Source organism: Tepidiphilus succinatimandens (genome assembly GCF_006503695.1).
Taxonomy (GTDB): Bacteria; Pseudomonadota; Gammaproteobacteria; order Burkholderiales; family Rhodocyclaceae; genus Tepidiphilus; species Tepidiphilus succinatimandens.
Genome location: NZ_SBIK01000004.1, coordinates 110036 through 122941, shown reverse-complemented (window position 1 = coordinate 122941; position 12906 = coordinate 110036). Strand labels below are relative to the sequence as shown.

General features: G+C 68.9%; 14 protein-coding genes and 1 tRNA gene. 8 read left to right on the top strand and 7 right to left on the bottom strand.

Annotated features, from left to right (window positions below; genetic code table 11):
• Together EPD82_RS04160 and EPD82_RS04155 are read left to right on the top strand one after the other, a co-directional pair.
• Nucleotides 1–706, top strand: a 706-nt coding sequence (locus EPD82_RS04160) for a branched-chain amino acid ABC transporter permease (RefSeq protein ID WP_206202181.1), incomplete at its 5' end; no start/stop codon positions are given.
• A 34-nt stretch (nucleotides 707–740) separates the two neighbouring features.
• The gene (locus EPD82_RS04155; protein WP_206202180.1) at nucleotides 741–1901 is read left to right on the top strand and encodes an ABC transporter substrate-binding protein; all 1161 of its coding nucleotides are present in this window, start codon (nucleotides 741–743) and stop codon (nucleotides 1899–1901) included.
• A gap of 21 nt (nucleotides 1902–1922) precedes the next feature.
• Here EPD82_RS04155 and EPD82_RS04150 read toward each other — a convergent pair whose 3' ends face one another.
• The 4 genes from EPD82_RS04150 to mutY all read right to left on the bottom strand — a co-directional run bounded on the left by EPD82_RS04150 (nucleotide 1923) and on the right by mutY (nucleotide 6090).
• Nucleotides 1923–3020 (bottom strand): phosphoserine transaminase, encoded by a 1098-nt coding sequence (locus EPD82_RS04150; RefSeq protein ID WP_141055628.1) that lies wholly within the window; start codon nucleotides 3018–3020, stop codon nucleotides 1923–1925.
• Nucleotides 3017–4207 (bottom strand): ATP-grasp domain-containing protein, encoded by a 1191-nt coding sequence (locus EPD82_RS04145; protein WP_141055625.1) that lies wholly within the window; start codon nucleotides 4205–4207, stop codon nucleotides 3017–3019. The genes EPD82_RS04150 and EPD82_RS04145 overlap by 4 nt, the downstream gene beginning before the upstream one ends.
• Complete coding sequence (locus EPD82_RS04140; RefSeq protein WP_141055622.1) at nucleotides 4200–4757, bottom strand: methylated-DNA--[protein]-cysteine S-methyltransferase; 558 nt, start codon at nucleotides 4755–4757, stop codon at nucleotides 4200–4202. Before EPD82_RS04140 ends, EPD82_RS04145 begins: the two co-directional genes overlap by 8 nt.
• A 124-nt stretch (nucleotides 4758–4881) precedes the next feature.
• Nucleotides 4882–6090, bottom strand: coding sequence for an A/G-specific adenine glycosylase (mutY, locus tag EPD82_RS04135; RefSeq protein ID WP_141055619.1), 1209 nt, complete (start codon nucleotides 6088–6090; stop codon nucleotides 4882–4884).
• Nucleotides 6091–6155: 65 nt separating this feature from the next.
• Between mutY and EPD82_RS04130 the strand changes: the two genes are divergently transcribed.
• Nucleotides 6156–6662, top strand: a complete 507-nt coding sequence (locus tag EPD82_RS04130) for a flavin reductase family protein (RefSeq protein WP_055423138.1) — start codon at nucleotides 6156–6158, stop codon at nucleotides 6660–6662.
• 46 nt (nucleotides 6663–6708) lie between these two features.
• Here EPD82_RS04130 and EPD82_RS04125 read toward each other — a convergent pair.
• The 3 genes from EPD82_RS04125 to EPD82_RS04115 all read right to left on the bottom strand — a co-directional run bounded on the left by EPD82_RS04125 (nucleotide 6709) and on the right by EPD82_RS04115 (nucleotide 8453).
• Nucleotides 6709–6782 (bottom strand) — tRNA-Gly (locus tag EPD82_RS04125).
• A 47-nt stretch (nucleotides 6783–6829) separates the two neighbouring features.
• Nucleotides 6830–7852 carry a nucleotidyl transferase AbiEii/AbiGii toxin family protein gene (locus EPD82_RS04120; protein WP_055423137.1) on the bottom strand — a complete coding sequence of 341 codons (1023 nt, stop codon included), beginning with the start codon at nucleotides 7850–7852 and terminating at the stop codon, nucleotides 6830–6832.
• Nucleotides 7845–8453, bottom strand: a complete 609-nt coding sequence (locus EPD82_RS04115; protein WP_055423136.1) for a DUF6088 family protein — start codon at nucleotides 8451–8453, stop codon at nucleotides 7845–7847. The genes EPD82_RS04120 and EPD82_RS04115 overlap by 8 nt, the downstream gene beginning before the upstream one ends.
• Before the next feature lie 96 nt (nucleotides 8454–8549).
• On the opposite strand from EPD82_RS04115, the gene thiS reads away from it, so the two are divergent.
• The 5 genes from thiS to EPD82_RS04090 all read left to right on the top strand — a co-directional run bounded on the left by thiS (nucleotide 8550) and on the right by EPD82_RS04090 (nucleotide 12898).
• On the top strand, nucleotides 8550–8774 hold the full coding sequence (thiS, locus tag EPD82_RS04110; protein ID WP_082438366.1) for a sulfur carrier protein ThiS: 225 nt from the start codon (nucleotides 8550–8552) through the stop codon (nucleotides 8772–8774).
• Between the two features lie 22 nt (nucleotides 8775–8796).
• Complete coding sequence (locus EPD82_RS04105; protein WP_055423135.1) at nucleotides 8797–9606, top strand: thiazole synthase; 810 nt, start codon at nucleotides 8797–8799, stop codon at nucleotides 9604–9606.
• Nucleotides 9603–10340 carry a tRNA (guanosine(46)-N7)-methyltransferase TrmB gene (gene trmB, locus EPD82_RS04100; RefSeq protein ID WP_141055616.1) on the top strand — a complete coding sequence of 246 codons (738 nt, stop codon included), beginning with the start codon at nucleotides 9603–9605 and terminating at the stop codon, nucleotides 10338–10340. Before EPD82_RS04105 ends, trmB begins: the two co-directional genes overlap by 4 nt.
• A gap of 99 nt (nucleotides 10341–10439) precedes the next feature.
• A complete protein-coding gene (gene sppA, locus EPD82_RS04095) occupies nucleotides 10440–12278 on the top strand; it encodes a signal peptide peptidase SppA (RefSeq protein ID WP_141055613.1) in 1839 nt (612 codons plus the stop codon).
• Between the two features lie 14 nt (nucleotides 12279–12292).
• The gene (locus EPD82_RS04090) at nucleotides 12293–12898 is read left to right on the top strand and encodes a carbonic anhydrase (protein WP_141055610.1); all 606 of its coding nucleotides are present in this window, start codon (nucleotides 12293–12295) and stop codon (nucleotides 12896–12898) included.
• Nucleotides 12899–12906: the final 8 nt, after the last annotated feature.

The following is a 12906-nucleotide window of genomic DNA, read 5'->3' as shown; positions in this document are numbered from 1 at the left end:
CGGCGCCTACACCTGGGCCGCGCTCGCCCCCCGCTCGCTGCCGCTCGCGCTCGCGGCCGCCGCCGCGGCCGGGGCGCTCGCCGGAGCCGCCATGGCGCTGCCGGCGCGCCGCCTCTCGGGCCTGCCGCTCGCGCTCGCGAGCATGGCCTGCGCTGTCATCGCCGAAGTGCTGGCAATGCGCGCCGTCGCCTTCACCGGCGGCACCGCCGGCCGCTTCGTCGCCCCGCCAGCCCTGAACGCTCTCGACGAGGCGAGCGTCGCGCTCGCTTTCTCCTCCCTCTGCCTCGGCCTTGCCGTGCTGCTGCTGTACCGGCTCGATCGCGCCGCCCTCGGACGCGCCTGGCGTGCGCTTGCCCAGGCGCCGGAGGCAGCACTCGCGCTCGGCCTGGACGTGGGCGGTCTGCGCCAACTCGCCTTCGTCGCCTCCGGCCTGTGCGGCGGGCTGGGCGGGGCGGCCTACGCGCAGACGCTGGGTTTCATCAGTCCGGAACAGTTCGCCCTTCCGCTCTCCTTCGAACTCCTCGTCATCGCCTTTCTCGGCGGCCTGCGCCATCCGGCCGGGATCATCCTCGCGAGCCTTGCCTTCGTCGCCCTGCCCGAGCTCGCCGACCGCCTGCGCCCCCTCGTCGGCGCGCTCGGCGGCTGGGATCCCCTGGTGCTGGGGCTGACCGTCGTCTTCGTCGCAGTTTTCCGTAAAATGGACTAAAATCGCAGACATTCGAAGAAGTTCGGGGAAGATCATGCGCGCCCGCCTCTTTGCCGTCATCGCCCTCCTCGCCTTGGCCATGGCCCCGGTACGCGCTGCCGAACGGGTGCTCACCGTCGGCGCGCTGCTCGATCTCTCGGGGCCGGCGGCGCTCCTGGGCGTGCCGGTGAAAAACGGCATGGAAATGCGTTTCGCCGAAGCGAACGCACGCGGCGAACTGCCGGGAATCACCCTGCGCCTGCTCGTCGAAGACACCGGCTACGACCCCAAGCGCGCCATCCTCGCGGCGCGCAAGCTCACCGAACGCGACGGCGCGATCGCCTTCCTCTCGAACCTGGGCACGCCGGTGGTGCTGGCGACCATGCCCGAGATCCTGCGCCGTGGCCGGCTGCATCTCTTCCCTTTCTCGCCGCACGAAGCCACCTACGCGCCGCTGCATCCGCTGAAATTCCAGATCTACGCGCCCTATCGCAGCTACATGGACCCCGCCGTGCGCGCCGTGCTGCGCCGCCACCCCCAGGTGCGACGCGTGTGCACCCTGGTTCAGGACGACGAATTCGGCGAAGAAGTGAGTGCCGGCGTGCGCGCCGGGCTCGAGCGCGCCGGGCTTTCCCTCACCCAGGAAGCGCGGCACGCGCGCGGCGCCACCGACTTCACCGGCCAAATCGCGCGGCTACGCGAGGCCGGCTGCGAACTGGTGGCGCTGGGCACGCTGGTGCGCGAAACCGTCGCCCTGCTGCGCACGGCCAGCGAGATGGGCTGGAAGCCGCTCTTCCTCACCTCGGCCTCGGCCTATTCGGATCAGACGCACATCCTGGGCGGGGCCGCCGTCGAGGGGCTCTACGGCGTCACCAACCCCATCCGCATCCCCTATCGCGAGGGCGCCTCGCCCGAGCTGCTCGCCTGGCTCGACGCCTACCGCGCCCGCTACGGGGCGGAAGCCAACGTCTGGTCGGCCATGGGCTACGTCGCCGCCGAACTGCTGGTGCGCGCCATCGCCACAGCGACCGAGCCCACGCCGGAAGCGATCGCCCAAGCGCTCGAGCGGCTCGACTATCCCGGAGACCTATTCGGCAGCCCGCGCTACCGCTTCTCGCCCACCGACCACCTCGGTCAGCGCACGGGCGGCGAACTCACCCGCATCGAGCACGGACGCTGGGTGTCGCTGGAGCGCCTGGACGGGCCGAGCGAATGAGCCGCGCTCCGGCCGAACTGCCTAATGCCGCCGCCGGAACGTCTCCATGAAGTCGGCGAGCACCTCGACCGCCTCCAGAGTCACCGCGTTGTAGATCGACGCGCGGATGCCGCCCAGTGCGCGGTGCCCGGCCAAGCCGGCAAAGCCCGCCCGGTTCGCCTCGGCAAGGAAGGCCGCGCGCAGCGCTTCGCTCGGCAGATCGAAGACCACGTTCATGAGCGAACGATCCGCGCGCCGCGCCCGCGGGCGGTAGAAACCCTCGCTCGCGTCGAGTACCCCATAGAGCCGCTCGGCCTTGGCGCGATTGATCGCCGCCATCGCCTCGAGCCCGCCGATCTCGTCCATGAGCCAGCGCAGCACCAGCAGCACGGCATAGATGGCGAACACCGGCGGCGTGTTGAGGATGGAATGCGCCTGCGCCTGCGCGCGGTAGTCCAGCATGGCCGGCAAGCCCTCCGGGGCGCGCTCGAGCACCGCCTCGCGCACCAGTACCACCGTCACCCCCGCCGGGCCGAGATTCTTCTGCGCATGGGCATAGATGAGCGCATAGCGCCCGGCATCGAAGGGGCGCGAGAGAAAGTCGGACGACATGTCCGCCACCCGCGGCACCTCCTCGAGCCCCACCGTCCGGTGGAACTGCAGCCCCTCCACCGTCTCGTTGGTCACCACGTGCAGATAGGGTGCGCGCGCATCGAAGACGAGTTCTTCGTCGTCCGGCAGCCGGGAAAACCCCTCGTCCTCGCCGCTCCACACCACCCGCACCGGGGCGAGTTTCCTCGCCTCGGCGATCGCCTTGCCGCTCCAATAGCCCGTGTGCAGATACTCCGCCGGCACGTCGGCGCCCCGCGCGAGCGCGAGCGGCACCATGGCGAACTGCAGCGTGCCGCCGCCCTGCAGCAGCAGCACGTGAAAATCCGGCGGCAGCGCGAGCAGCGCCTTGAGCCGCACCTCCACCTCGGCCACCACCGCCGCGAACCAGTCCGAACGATGGCTGATGCCCAGCACCGACAGCCCCACCTCCGGCACCGCGATCATCGCCTCGCGCAACTGCACAAGCACCGTCTCGGGCAAGGCCCCGGGCCCGCCGGAAAAATTGCGCGCGTTCGCCGACAGCGTCATCCCCACCCCTCCCTCCTCGCCCGCACCCAGCCGACGAAGGCCTCGCGCAGCGGCGCGATCCCCTCGCGCCGGTAGGCGAATTCCGCCCCCGGCTCCATGGCGTGCGCCACCATCGCCGGATCGGCCTCGAAGATCAGCAGCCGCCCATCGGCCGTCTCGGCCAGATCCACGCACACGTAATCGAGCCCCAGCCGTTCGGAGAGCGCCGAGAACGCCGGCGCATGCCTTTGGGCGAACTCGGGGAAAGCGCGAAAGAACGCCGCCTCCTCCGCCCGCTTGGCGGCATCGCCGTACATGCCGGCATTGACGTAATGCACCATCCAGTGCTCCGACACCGCCAGATGCACCGGAAACGCCTGCCCGCCCACCAGCGCCACCCGGATCTTGCGGAAACGCCCGTCCGGTCCGGCATAGTCGACGTAGCGCGTGAGAAAGAACTCCCCCTCCGGCTGCGCCGCCAGATACGCGGCGAGCGCCTCGCCCGTGTCGATGCGCGCCAGACCATGCCCGCCCTGCGAATCGGGCGGACGCAGCAGAAAAGGCGGCGCCTCCAGCCCCTCGGGCCAGGCACCGGCCGCCGCGGCCGACTCCAGGAGCGCGCGCGGCACGCGCCGCGTCGGCGGCATGAGCACCCCCGGCGCGTCCGCGAGCAGGCGGCTCAGCGTCGCACGCTCCGTGCGCCGGATCGCCGCCGGCGGGTTCAACACCGGGCGCGGCCAGCCGGCGAGCCGCTCCTGCAGCGCCGCGAGCACCGGCAACGCCGCCTCGCTCACCCCCATCGCCAGCATCAGCGCGTCGTGCTCCGGCAACGCCTCGGCAAGCGGCACGGCCGGGTCCACGAAATGCACCACCAGCTGCAGCCCCTGCCCCTCCAGCAGGCAGTCGAGCGGCGTATTCGCCGACAGCGGCCCCGGCAGCGCCAGCAGCAAGAGCCGCGGCGCCGGCTCGTCCGGCCCCGGCAGCGCATAGGTGCGCGCGCGAGAGAGCGCCTCGCGCTGGGCCGCGAGCGCCGTCTGCGTCTGCCCCAGGCACAAGAGCGCCGTGGCAAGGTTCATCCACGCCGCCGCCGTGTCCTCCCGTCCGGCCCGATCGAGCCACTGCCGGGCGAGCGCCGGCAGATCCCCCTCCCCCAGGCTCGCGCGCAGAAAGGGCGCCAGGCCGAGATAGCCTGCTTGCGGTTCAGACACTCTTCCCCTCCCACTCGAGCATCGCCCGCTTGCGCTCGAGCCCCCAGCGAAAGCCGCGCAGGCCGCCGCCGGCATCGAGCACCCGGTGGCAGGGGATGAGCCAGGCCACGGGATTGGCCGCCAGCGCCTGCCCCACGGCCAGCGCCAGGCGCGGAGGGCCCAGCCGCGCCGCCAGCTCGCCATACGAGCACGTCTGCCCGGCAGCGGTGCACGTGCGCAGCGTGCGCCACAGCAGGCCGCGAAAAGGCGTGCCCTCCACCGCCACCGGCAGGTTCCGCGCTAGGAACCGTTCTTCCAGCGCCGCGCATTCGGCCGCGGCAAGCGGCGCCCAGAGGGCCCACGGCCAGCGCGCCTGCCAGGTGCCGAGCTTATCCTGCGGCGCCTCGCCTTCATCGAGAAACTCCGCGCGGCACACCCCATCCGGCGCAAGCGCCAGCAAAAGCGCCCCGAACGGCGAGCCGATCACCCCGTAGCGCAGGGGCACGCCGGCATGGCGCTGTCGAAACGAGGGCGGCGACAGGCAGAGAAAGGCCGGATCGGATTGTTGCATCACTCCCTCCTTTGAGCCACATATTCTTGCGCGCCGCGCGCTCCCTACTCAATACGCCACGCCAGACCATGGATGATCGGCTCCTTCATTCGTACGAACATAGCACGATCCCTGCCGCATCGCGTTATGGCTTTCCCCCTCCCCGGAGCAGACGCTCGATTTCCTTGTCGTGCCCGTCGATGCGCTCCAGAACCTCAAACTTGCCCTTGGCCACGCCGATGCGGCGTTCGCCTTCGTTACCGGACTCGGCCAGCGAATCTACCGCCCGCTCCAGCAGCCGCCGCAGCGGTTGCGGCACCCCCAACGCCAGCGCGTCGGCGGGCGCAAGGCAGCGCGCCTCTTCTCCCCATGCCGCAGCGGGTTCCACCGCCCGTGGCGCCTGGGGCAGGTAGCGCGTCACGGTGATCTTCAGGGTGAAATGCGTCAGGCGGTGGGTGAGCCGGGCGATCTCTCCGGCTGCGCGCCATGCGCCAGGCGGGGCCTGGTCTTCCTGCGGCAAACACCACAACCCGCCCCAGATGCCCTGCGGCGCGCGGCGCACGAGCCAGACCGCTCCGTCCTCCTCGTACCAGCCCCAGCGCAGGTCCTGCTCCGGCACCGGGGCGCGCGCCCGCTTGCGCGGCAGTTCCGCCGCAATTCCCAGGCGGTGCGCGGCGCACAGATCGACCACCGGACACACGTCGCACCGCGGCCGCGACCGGGTGCACACCAGCGCGCCCAGGTCCATCATGCCCTGAGTATAGGCTGGCATGTCGTCGGAATCTTGCGGCAGCAGGGCTTGGGCCAGATCCCACAGCCGGCCCGCCGTGGCCGCCGCGCGCGGGTCTTCTTCCACGGCGAAGAGGCGGCACAGCACCCGCTGCACGTTGCCATCGAGAATCGGCACCCGCTCGCCCTGCACGAAAGCCGCGATCGCCGCCGCCGTCGAGCGTCCCACGCCCGGCAGCTGCACCCATTCCTGCGCCCCCCGGGGACAGGAACGCGGCCAGCGCGCCACCCACAGGCGGGCGGCCGCGTGCAGGTGCCGCGCGCGGGCGTAGTAGCCCAGCCCACTCCACAGCGCCAGCACTTCGTCGAGCGGCGCCGCCGCCAATGCCTCCACCGTGGGAAAGCGCGCCACGAAGCGGGCGAAATACGGCAGCACCGTGCGCACCTGCGTCTGCTGCAGCATCACTTCCGAGAGCCACACGCGGTACGGGTCGTTCCCCTGCCAGGGCAGATCGCGCCGGCCACAGCGCCGCTGCCAATCCACCAGGCGGACGGCGAAGATCGCGTCGCTCCCGCCCCAAAGCGAATTTTTCGGGCAATCAACGAAGTCTTGGTCTGTCGTCATTTCTGCGTTACATTTGCGTTTCGGCTTCATGTACCCGGTCGATGCCGGAGACGAGGGTTCTCACGATGGATTCGACGCACGCCGTCTCGCCCCCTGCGATACTGGATGCGCGGCAACTGCGCCGCACCTTGGGACAGTTCGCCACCGGCATTGCCGTGCTGACCACGCGCGCGCCCGACGGGGCGCCCCTGGGGCTGACCATCAATTCGTTCAACTCGGTCTCGCTCGAGCCGCCGCTCGTCGTCTTCAGCCTGGCGCGGCGCCTGAGCCTGCTGCCGTGGTTCGAGGAAGCGTCCCACTTCGGCATTTCGCTCCTCGCTGCCGGACAGCGCGCGCTGTCGGATCGTTTCGCCGGCCCGGCGCAAGACCGCTTCGCGGGCGTAGAATGGTTTCCCGGACCTTTCGGCTCGCCCTTGCTCGTCGGGGCCTGCGCCCACTTCGAATGCCGCAACGCGATACGCCACGACGGCGGCGATCACCTGCTGTTTCTGGCCGAAGTATGCCATCACGCAGCCTATCCACGCGAGCCGCTCGTCTTCTTCGGCGGGGCCTATCGGGAACTCGCCCCGTAGACGAAAAAACCCGGCGCAGGCCGGGCTTGTAAGGTACGCAGGAACGTGGAGCGGGTGAAGGGAATCGAACCCTCGTATGCAGCTTGGGAAGCTGCCGTTCTACCATTGAACTACACCCGCGAATCCGGTGAATTATAGCCGAGCGCCTGCCGTCGGCGCAAGCTCGATCAAAGGCTTGCGGACACCCGACGATTGATCTCGTCTTCCAGTGCTTGAAGCCGCTCGATGATCGCCTCGAACGCCCAGGACTCACCGTAGAACATCTGTGCATCCCGCATTGCCTGATAGTCTCGCCGCAGCGCCCCGAGAAGGGGCTCGGGCGGGACGAGGCGCAATCCTCCCGCAGTACAGCGTTCGTAATGACTGTGGCTGCTGCGGTAAAACGTGGCTTTGAGGCGCACGACGTCCCGTAGCAAGCCCATATCCTCCACGGCCTGTCGGCCGATCTCATGATCGGCCAAGCAAGCCAGATCATACCAATGGCGCGAGAGCCGCTCGGCTCCGGCCCGGGGCTGTGGCCGGTGGCATTCGACATGGATCAGGGTGGCTTTTTCCCAAAAGGTACGCACGGCCGACAACACAACCACCTGCGCCCGCGGCAGATCCAGGCCGGGGACATATTTCGCGATATCGGGCACGATCGTCTGTGGTGCTCGAGGCCAGGTCGAGTTGCGGCCGCCAAACTCGATCAAGATGCTCGGACGCACATAAGCATCCGCCTTCTCGACAGCACTGGGGTAGAACACCCACAGTTTCTCGGCGTCCTCGCTCAGCTGAAAAGAGAGGGGATGACCGGGCAATGACGAGGCAAGCGCCGACTGCAACGCGGGCAACAGATCGTCGCGCACGTGCGCCGCGAGTGCCGCTTGTAAGGTATCAGACAGCTTGCGGCGCTGGCTGTTGGTGGTGATCGATTCCAGGTCGGGCGCATCCGCGATCAGGCTACGGTAGTCGATCGTGACATCGATGTCTTCCGAAAAGCGCTCGATGACTTTGTAGACCTTGGAGAGCGAAGTTCCGCCCTTGAATGCCATGGACTTGCGGCACGGCAGCCGAAAGAGAATGCCGAGCACCTGGCACAGCCAGAGATCCTTTTCGAGAATCTCGGCGCGACGACCCATCCGGGACGCCAAGGCCCGCAGCAGGTCGGCCTGATCGTCAAGAGATAGCGCAAAGTACGATTCAGCCATGGGACTGTGCGCTGCGTTCTTCGTAGCGGCGCAGCGCTTCGACCATCCAGGCCGGCATCGAAGACTTGACACGGCGTAGCGCCTCGAACTCGTCGGGCGGCAGTCTGGCGGCAATCTGCTCGATGGTGTCCGGACTCACGTGCTCTCGCCCGAGATACCATAAGGCAGCCAAGGCCTGCCCTGCCGGACGCCCGGCAAGCACCAGCTTGCGTGCCGCCACGTGCTGCAACCGCACGCGCAGATTGCCCAAGCGCACGGTGCGCGAAGAGCCTGTCGTGTAGAAAACGGGTTGAGCTGGAACCTGCGTGCTGAGCCCAAAACGCCGGGCCGCTTCGGCCCCATGGACTTCGATGGGGGCGCCCTCGGCTACCACCCTGGCCACCGCTTCGGGCGAGGGCATGCTCTTGAGTCCGAACCGGCTTACCTTGGGAACGATGTAGAGCCCACGACCGATGCGCTCGATCACCCCTTGCCGGGTCAAGCGCATCAGCGTCTGGTCGATGGCCGCGCGCGACCCCAAGCCCGCGAACAGGGCGGGGGTGAATGGTTCTTCTGCAGGCTGGGCAGCGATACGCTCGCGGATGGCTTGTGCGGTGTTCATGGCAAGGAATCCCTTCGTGTCAGAAAAAATAGCAAAATATCCAACAAAAAGCAATCCTGCAAAAAGTCTCCAGTCGACTGTGCTAAACTTTTCACCATGCCTGACGAAATCCCCCAAACCCTCACCTGCCGCGTCAACGGCGAGCGCCTCACCCTGTCCGCCGGTACGACGATCGCCGAGCTGCTCGCCGCCCGCGGCTGGGCGGGCAAGCGCGTCGCCGTCGAGCGCAACGGCGAGATCGTCCCCCGCAGCCTCCACGCCCAAACCACCCTCGCCGAAGGCGACGTGCTCGAAATCGTGGTCGCCGTGGGCGGCGGCTAAACCCTTCCTTCCCGATCCCATCATGACCGAACCCGAAGATACCGACTTCCTCACGCTCGGCGCCCGCCGCTTCCGCTCCCGCCTGCTGGTGGGCACCGGCAAATACCGCGACTTCACCCAGACGCGCGAGGCGATCGAAGCCTCCGGCGCCGAGATCGTCACCGTGGCGATCCGCCGCGTCAATCTCGGCCAGAACCCGGACGAACCCAATCTCCTCGACTACCTTCCGCCCGAGCGCTTCACTCTTCTGCCCAACACCGCCGGTTGCTACACGGCCGAAGAGGCCGTGCGCACGCTACGGCTCGCGCGCGAGCTCCTCGACGGGCACACCCTGGTCAAGCTCGAAGTGCTGGGCGATGCCGAAACGCTCTATCCCAACATGCCCGAAACGCTCAAAGCCGCCGAGCGGCTGGTGGCCGAAGGGTTCCAAGTGATGGTCTACTGCTCCGACGATCCCATCCAGGCGAAGCTGCTCGAAGAGATGGGCTGCGTGGCCATCATGCCGCTCGCCTCCCTCATCGGTTCGGGCATGGGCATCCTCAATCCCTGGAACCTGCGCCTCATCCTCGAGCGCATCCGCGTGCCGGTGATCGTCGACGCGGGCGTAGGCACGGCTTCCGACGCGGCCATTGCCATGGAGCTGGGTTGCGACGGCGTGCTCACCAACACCGCCATCGCGCACGCCGGCGACCCGGTGCGCATGGCGCGCGCCATGCGTCTGGCGGTGGAAGCCGGGCGCGAAGCCTACCGCGCCGGGCGCATGCCGCGCAAGTTCTACGCCGCCGACCCCAGCTCGCCGCTCACCGGCGTCATCGGCAGGCCCACGCCATGACGCAGGCACTCGACGCAGAGCGCGGGCATCTCTCCACCCGCAGCATCCGCACCTTCGTGCTGCGCCAGGGGCGGCTTACCGAGGCGCAGCGCCGCGCCCTCGACACCCTGCTGCCGCGTTGGGGCCTTCCTTATCGCCCCGAGCCCCTCGATGCGCCCAGCATCTTCGGCCGCAGCGCCCCGCTCGTGCTCGAGATCGGCGCGGGCATGGGCGAGACCACGGCGAAGATCGCCGCCGCCAACCCCGGCAGCGATTTCCTCGCCGTGGAGGTGCACGGTCCCGGCGTGGGCAATCTCCTGAACCTCATCGAGACCCAGGGGCTCACCAACCTGCGCGTCATCCAGCACGACGCGCTCGAAGTGCTCGAACACATGATCGCCCCGGGAACGCTCGCCGGCATCCACCTCTTCTTCCCCGATCCCTGGCCGAAAAAGCGCCATCACAAGCGCCGCATCGTCCAGCCCGGCTTCGTTGCGCTAGCCGCCGAGCGGCTCGCTCCCGGCGGCTACCTGCACTGCGCCACCGACTGGGAAGAATACGCCCAATGGATGGAAGAGGTGCTCTCGGCCGAACCGCGCCTGGAATCGATCCACCCCGATCCCACCGAGCGGCCTTCCTGGCGCCCCGAGACCAAGTTCGAGCGCCGCGGCCGCGCCCTGGGGCATGGCGTGTGGGATTTCGTCTATCGCCGCCGCGCCGAAGCGCCGCCCATGCAAGCACCCGCCCATGAATGAGCGAACCTCCCGGCACGACACCAGGCAGCGATCCGTGCGCGTGACGCGGTGTCCGAACTTCCATTGCCCATCCCCCCGTCCGCAGGGAGGAGTCCAACCATGAGTTTTCGCCCCTTTCGCGCCCTGTGGCGGGCGCTGCGCTGGCTGATCCTGCTGCCGCTGCGCCTCGTCGAATTCCTTGGCCGGATCGCCATCGGCCTCGCGGTGCTCGTCTTCGTCGCGGCACTGCTGATCAGCCAATGGGAACCGGTCCTCAAACTGCCGCCGCGCTTCGTGCTCACGCTCGCGCTCGACGGCGACCTCGTCGAGCAGCCGCCGCTGCCCGACGGGCTGCGTTCACTGCGCTCGCTCGAACCGGGCCCGGCTCCCCTTGTGCTGCGCGACGTGCTGGATGCGCTCGATCGCGCCCGCCGCGACGAGCGCGTGCTCGCGGTGGCGCTCGACCTCAGCCGCCTGGGCGGAGCATCGTTTGCCCAAATCGAAGAGCTGCGCGGGGCGATCGCCCGGCTGCGCCAGGCCGGTAAGCCGGTATACGCCTACGGCGACGTTCTGCCGCAGAAAGCCTACTACCTCGCTGCTGCGGCGCAAGAAGTCACGCTCGACCCCGAGGGCATGGTGCTGCTGCCGGGCGTGGCCGTCACCCAGAACTATTTCCGCGACGCGTTCGACCGCCTCGGCGTGCGGGTGCACGCCTTCCGCGTGGGCAAGCACAAGTCCTTCGTCGAACCCTTCACGCGCAACGACATGTCGCCCGAAGAGCGCGAGGTCACCCAAGACCTGATCGGCGGCATCTGGCAGCGCCTGCTCGACGACCTCGCCCGCGATCGCTCGCTCGCGCCTGCCGTGCTGCGCCGCTACAGCGAGCGTTACGACGAGGTGCTCGCCGCACACGAAGGCGACTCGGCCAAGGCGGCCCAGGCCGAGCGCCTCGTCGACCAGCTCCAAGGCTACGAAGACTGGCACGACGGGCTCCTCGAACGGTATGGGCGCGAAGGAAACCAGGCCGAGGAAGTGGCTTTCGACGATTATCTGTACGCCACCGCGCCGGCCCTGCCCGCCGCCAAAGCCCCGGTGGTGGCCCTGCTGCCCATCCAGGGCACCCTCATCGACGGACCGCCGCGCGACGGCATGGCCTCGGCCGACAGCATCGTCGATCGGCTCGACGAGGCGGCTGAGGATGAGACCATCAAGGCCGTGGTGCTGCGCCTCGATACCCCCGGCGGCAGCGCCTTCGCCGCCGAGCGCATCCGCCGTGCCGTGCTGCGCGTCAAGGAAGCCGGCAAGCCCGTGATCGTTTCCATGAGCGGCACGGCCGCCTCCGGCGGCTACTGGATCGCCTCGGCCGCCGACGAAATCTTCGCCGACCGCTTCACCCTCACCGGCTCCATCGGCATCTTCGCCCTCTTCCCCGAAGCGGCGGGGCTGCTCGACAAACTCTCCGTGCACACCGACGGCGTCAAGACCGGGCCCTTCGCCGACGGGCTGGACCCGCGCGTGCCGCTCGCCGATCCCGTGGCCCGCGCCGTGCAAGCCGAGATCGAACACGGCTACCGCCGATTCCTCGCCGTCGTGTCCGAGGGGCGCAAGATCCCGGAAACCGAGGTCGATCCGATCGCCCAGGGACGCGTCTGGCTCGGCGAGACGGGCCAGAAGCTCGGCCTGGTCGACACCCTCGGCGGGCTGGATGCAGCCCTCGATCGCGCCCGCGAACGCGCCAAGCTCCCGCAGGCGCCGGCTCGCTGGCTGCTGCCGCCGCTCTCCGCCCGCGACGTGCTCATGAAACTGCTCTTCGAAGGGCGCAGCGACGAGTTCGACAGCCGCCTGCAATCGCTGGGGCTGCTCCCGCCGGGCGTGTCGCTCGCCGAACCGCGCCGCCTGCTTCGAGCCTTCGATGACCGCCGCGGCCTCTATGCCCATTGTCTGTGCGCCGCGCCTTGAAGAAAGGATCCCCCATGCTCCGTCCCCCTGAAATCGACGCCTTGATCGCCAACAACCGCGCCTGGGCCGAGGCCATGCGTGCGCGCGACCCCCTCTTCTTCGAGCGCCTGAAAAACATCCATCAGCCGGAATTCTTCTGGATCGGCTGCTCGGACGCCCGCGTGCCCGCGAACGAACTCATCGGACTCACCGCCGGCGAAGTCTTCGTGCATCGCAACATCGCCAACCAGGTGCAGGCGGCCGACCTGAGCTGTGCGGCGACCATCGAATTCGCCGTCGCCCGCCTGCAAGTGCGCCACATCCTCATCGTCGGGCATTCCGACTGCGGCGGCGTCAAGGCCGCCATCCGCGCCGACGCCCCCGAGCTCGTCCAGCACTGGGTGCATCCCATCCGCGAACTCTACCTGCAGCACCGCGCCGAGCTCGACGCCTTGCCCGAACCGGAGCGCACCAACCGCCTCGTGCGCCTCAACGTCGTCACCCAGATCGAGCGCCTGGCGCAGAACCCCGTCATCCGCCGCGCCTGGGATCGCGGCGAAGGCCCCATGCTGCACGGCTGGATCTACGACGTCGGCGACGGGCTCCTCGAAGATCTGGGCGTCTTGCGCGGACCTTGCTGAATCGAATC

What these genes read in the sequence shown, in the direction of transcription:
- mutY (WP_141055619.1), bottom strand. Translation starts at nt 6,090, where the DNA reads ATGACGACAGACCAAGACTTCGTTGATTGCCCGAAAAATTCGCTTTGG.
- EPD82_RS04115 (WP_055423136.1), bottom strand. Translation starts at nt 8,453, where the DNA reads ATGAACACCGCACAAGCCATCCGCGAGCGTATCGCTGCCCAGCCTGCA.
- sppA (WP_141055613.1), top strand. Translation starts at nt 10,440, where the DNA reads ATGAGTTTTCGCCCCTTTCGCGCCCTGTGGCGGGCGCTGCGCTGGCTG.
- EPD82_RS04090 (WP_141055610.1), top strand. Translation starts at nt 12,293, where the DNA reads ATGCTCCGTCCCCCTGAAATCGACGCCTTGATCGCCAACAACCGCGCC.
- EPD82_RS04130 (WP_055423138.1), top strand. Translation starts at nt 6,156, where the DNA reads ATGGATTCGACGCACGCCGTCTCGCCCCCTGCGATACTGGATGCGCGG.
- trmB (WP_141055616.1), top strand. Translation starts at nt 9,603, where the DNA reads ATGACGCAGGCACTCGACGCAGAGCGCGGGCATCTCTCCACCCGCAGC.
- EPD82_RS04155 (WP_206202180.1), top strand. Translation starts at nt 741, where the DNA reads ATGCGCGCCCGCCTCTTTGCCGTCATCGCCCTCCTCGCCTTGGCCATG.
- EPD82_RS04120 (WP_055423137.1), bottom strand. Translation starts at nt 7,852, where the DNA reads ATGGCTGAATCGTACTTTGCGCTATCTCTTGACGATCAGGCCGACCTG.
- EPD82_RS04140 (WP_141055622.1), bottom strand. Translation starts at nt 4,757, where the DNA reads ATGCAACAATCCGATCCGGCCTTTCTCTGCCTGTCGCCGCCCTCGTTT.
- thiS (WP_082438366.1), top strand. Translation starts at nt 8,550, where the DNA reads ATGCCTGACGAAATCCCCCAAACCCTCACCTGCCGCGTCAACGGCGAG.
- EPD82_RS04105 (WP_055423135.1), top strand. Translation starts at nt 8,797, where the DNA reads ATGACCGAACCCGAAGATACCGACTTCCTCACGCTCGGCGCCCGCCGC.
- EPD82_RS04150 (WP_141055628.1), bottom strand. Translation starts at nt 3,020, where the DNA reads ATGACGCTGTCGGCGAACGCGCGCAATTTTTCCGGCGGGCCCGGGGCC.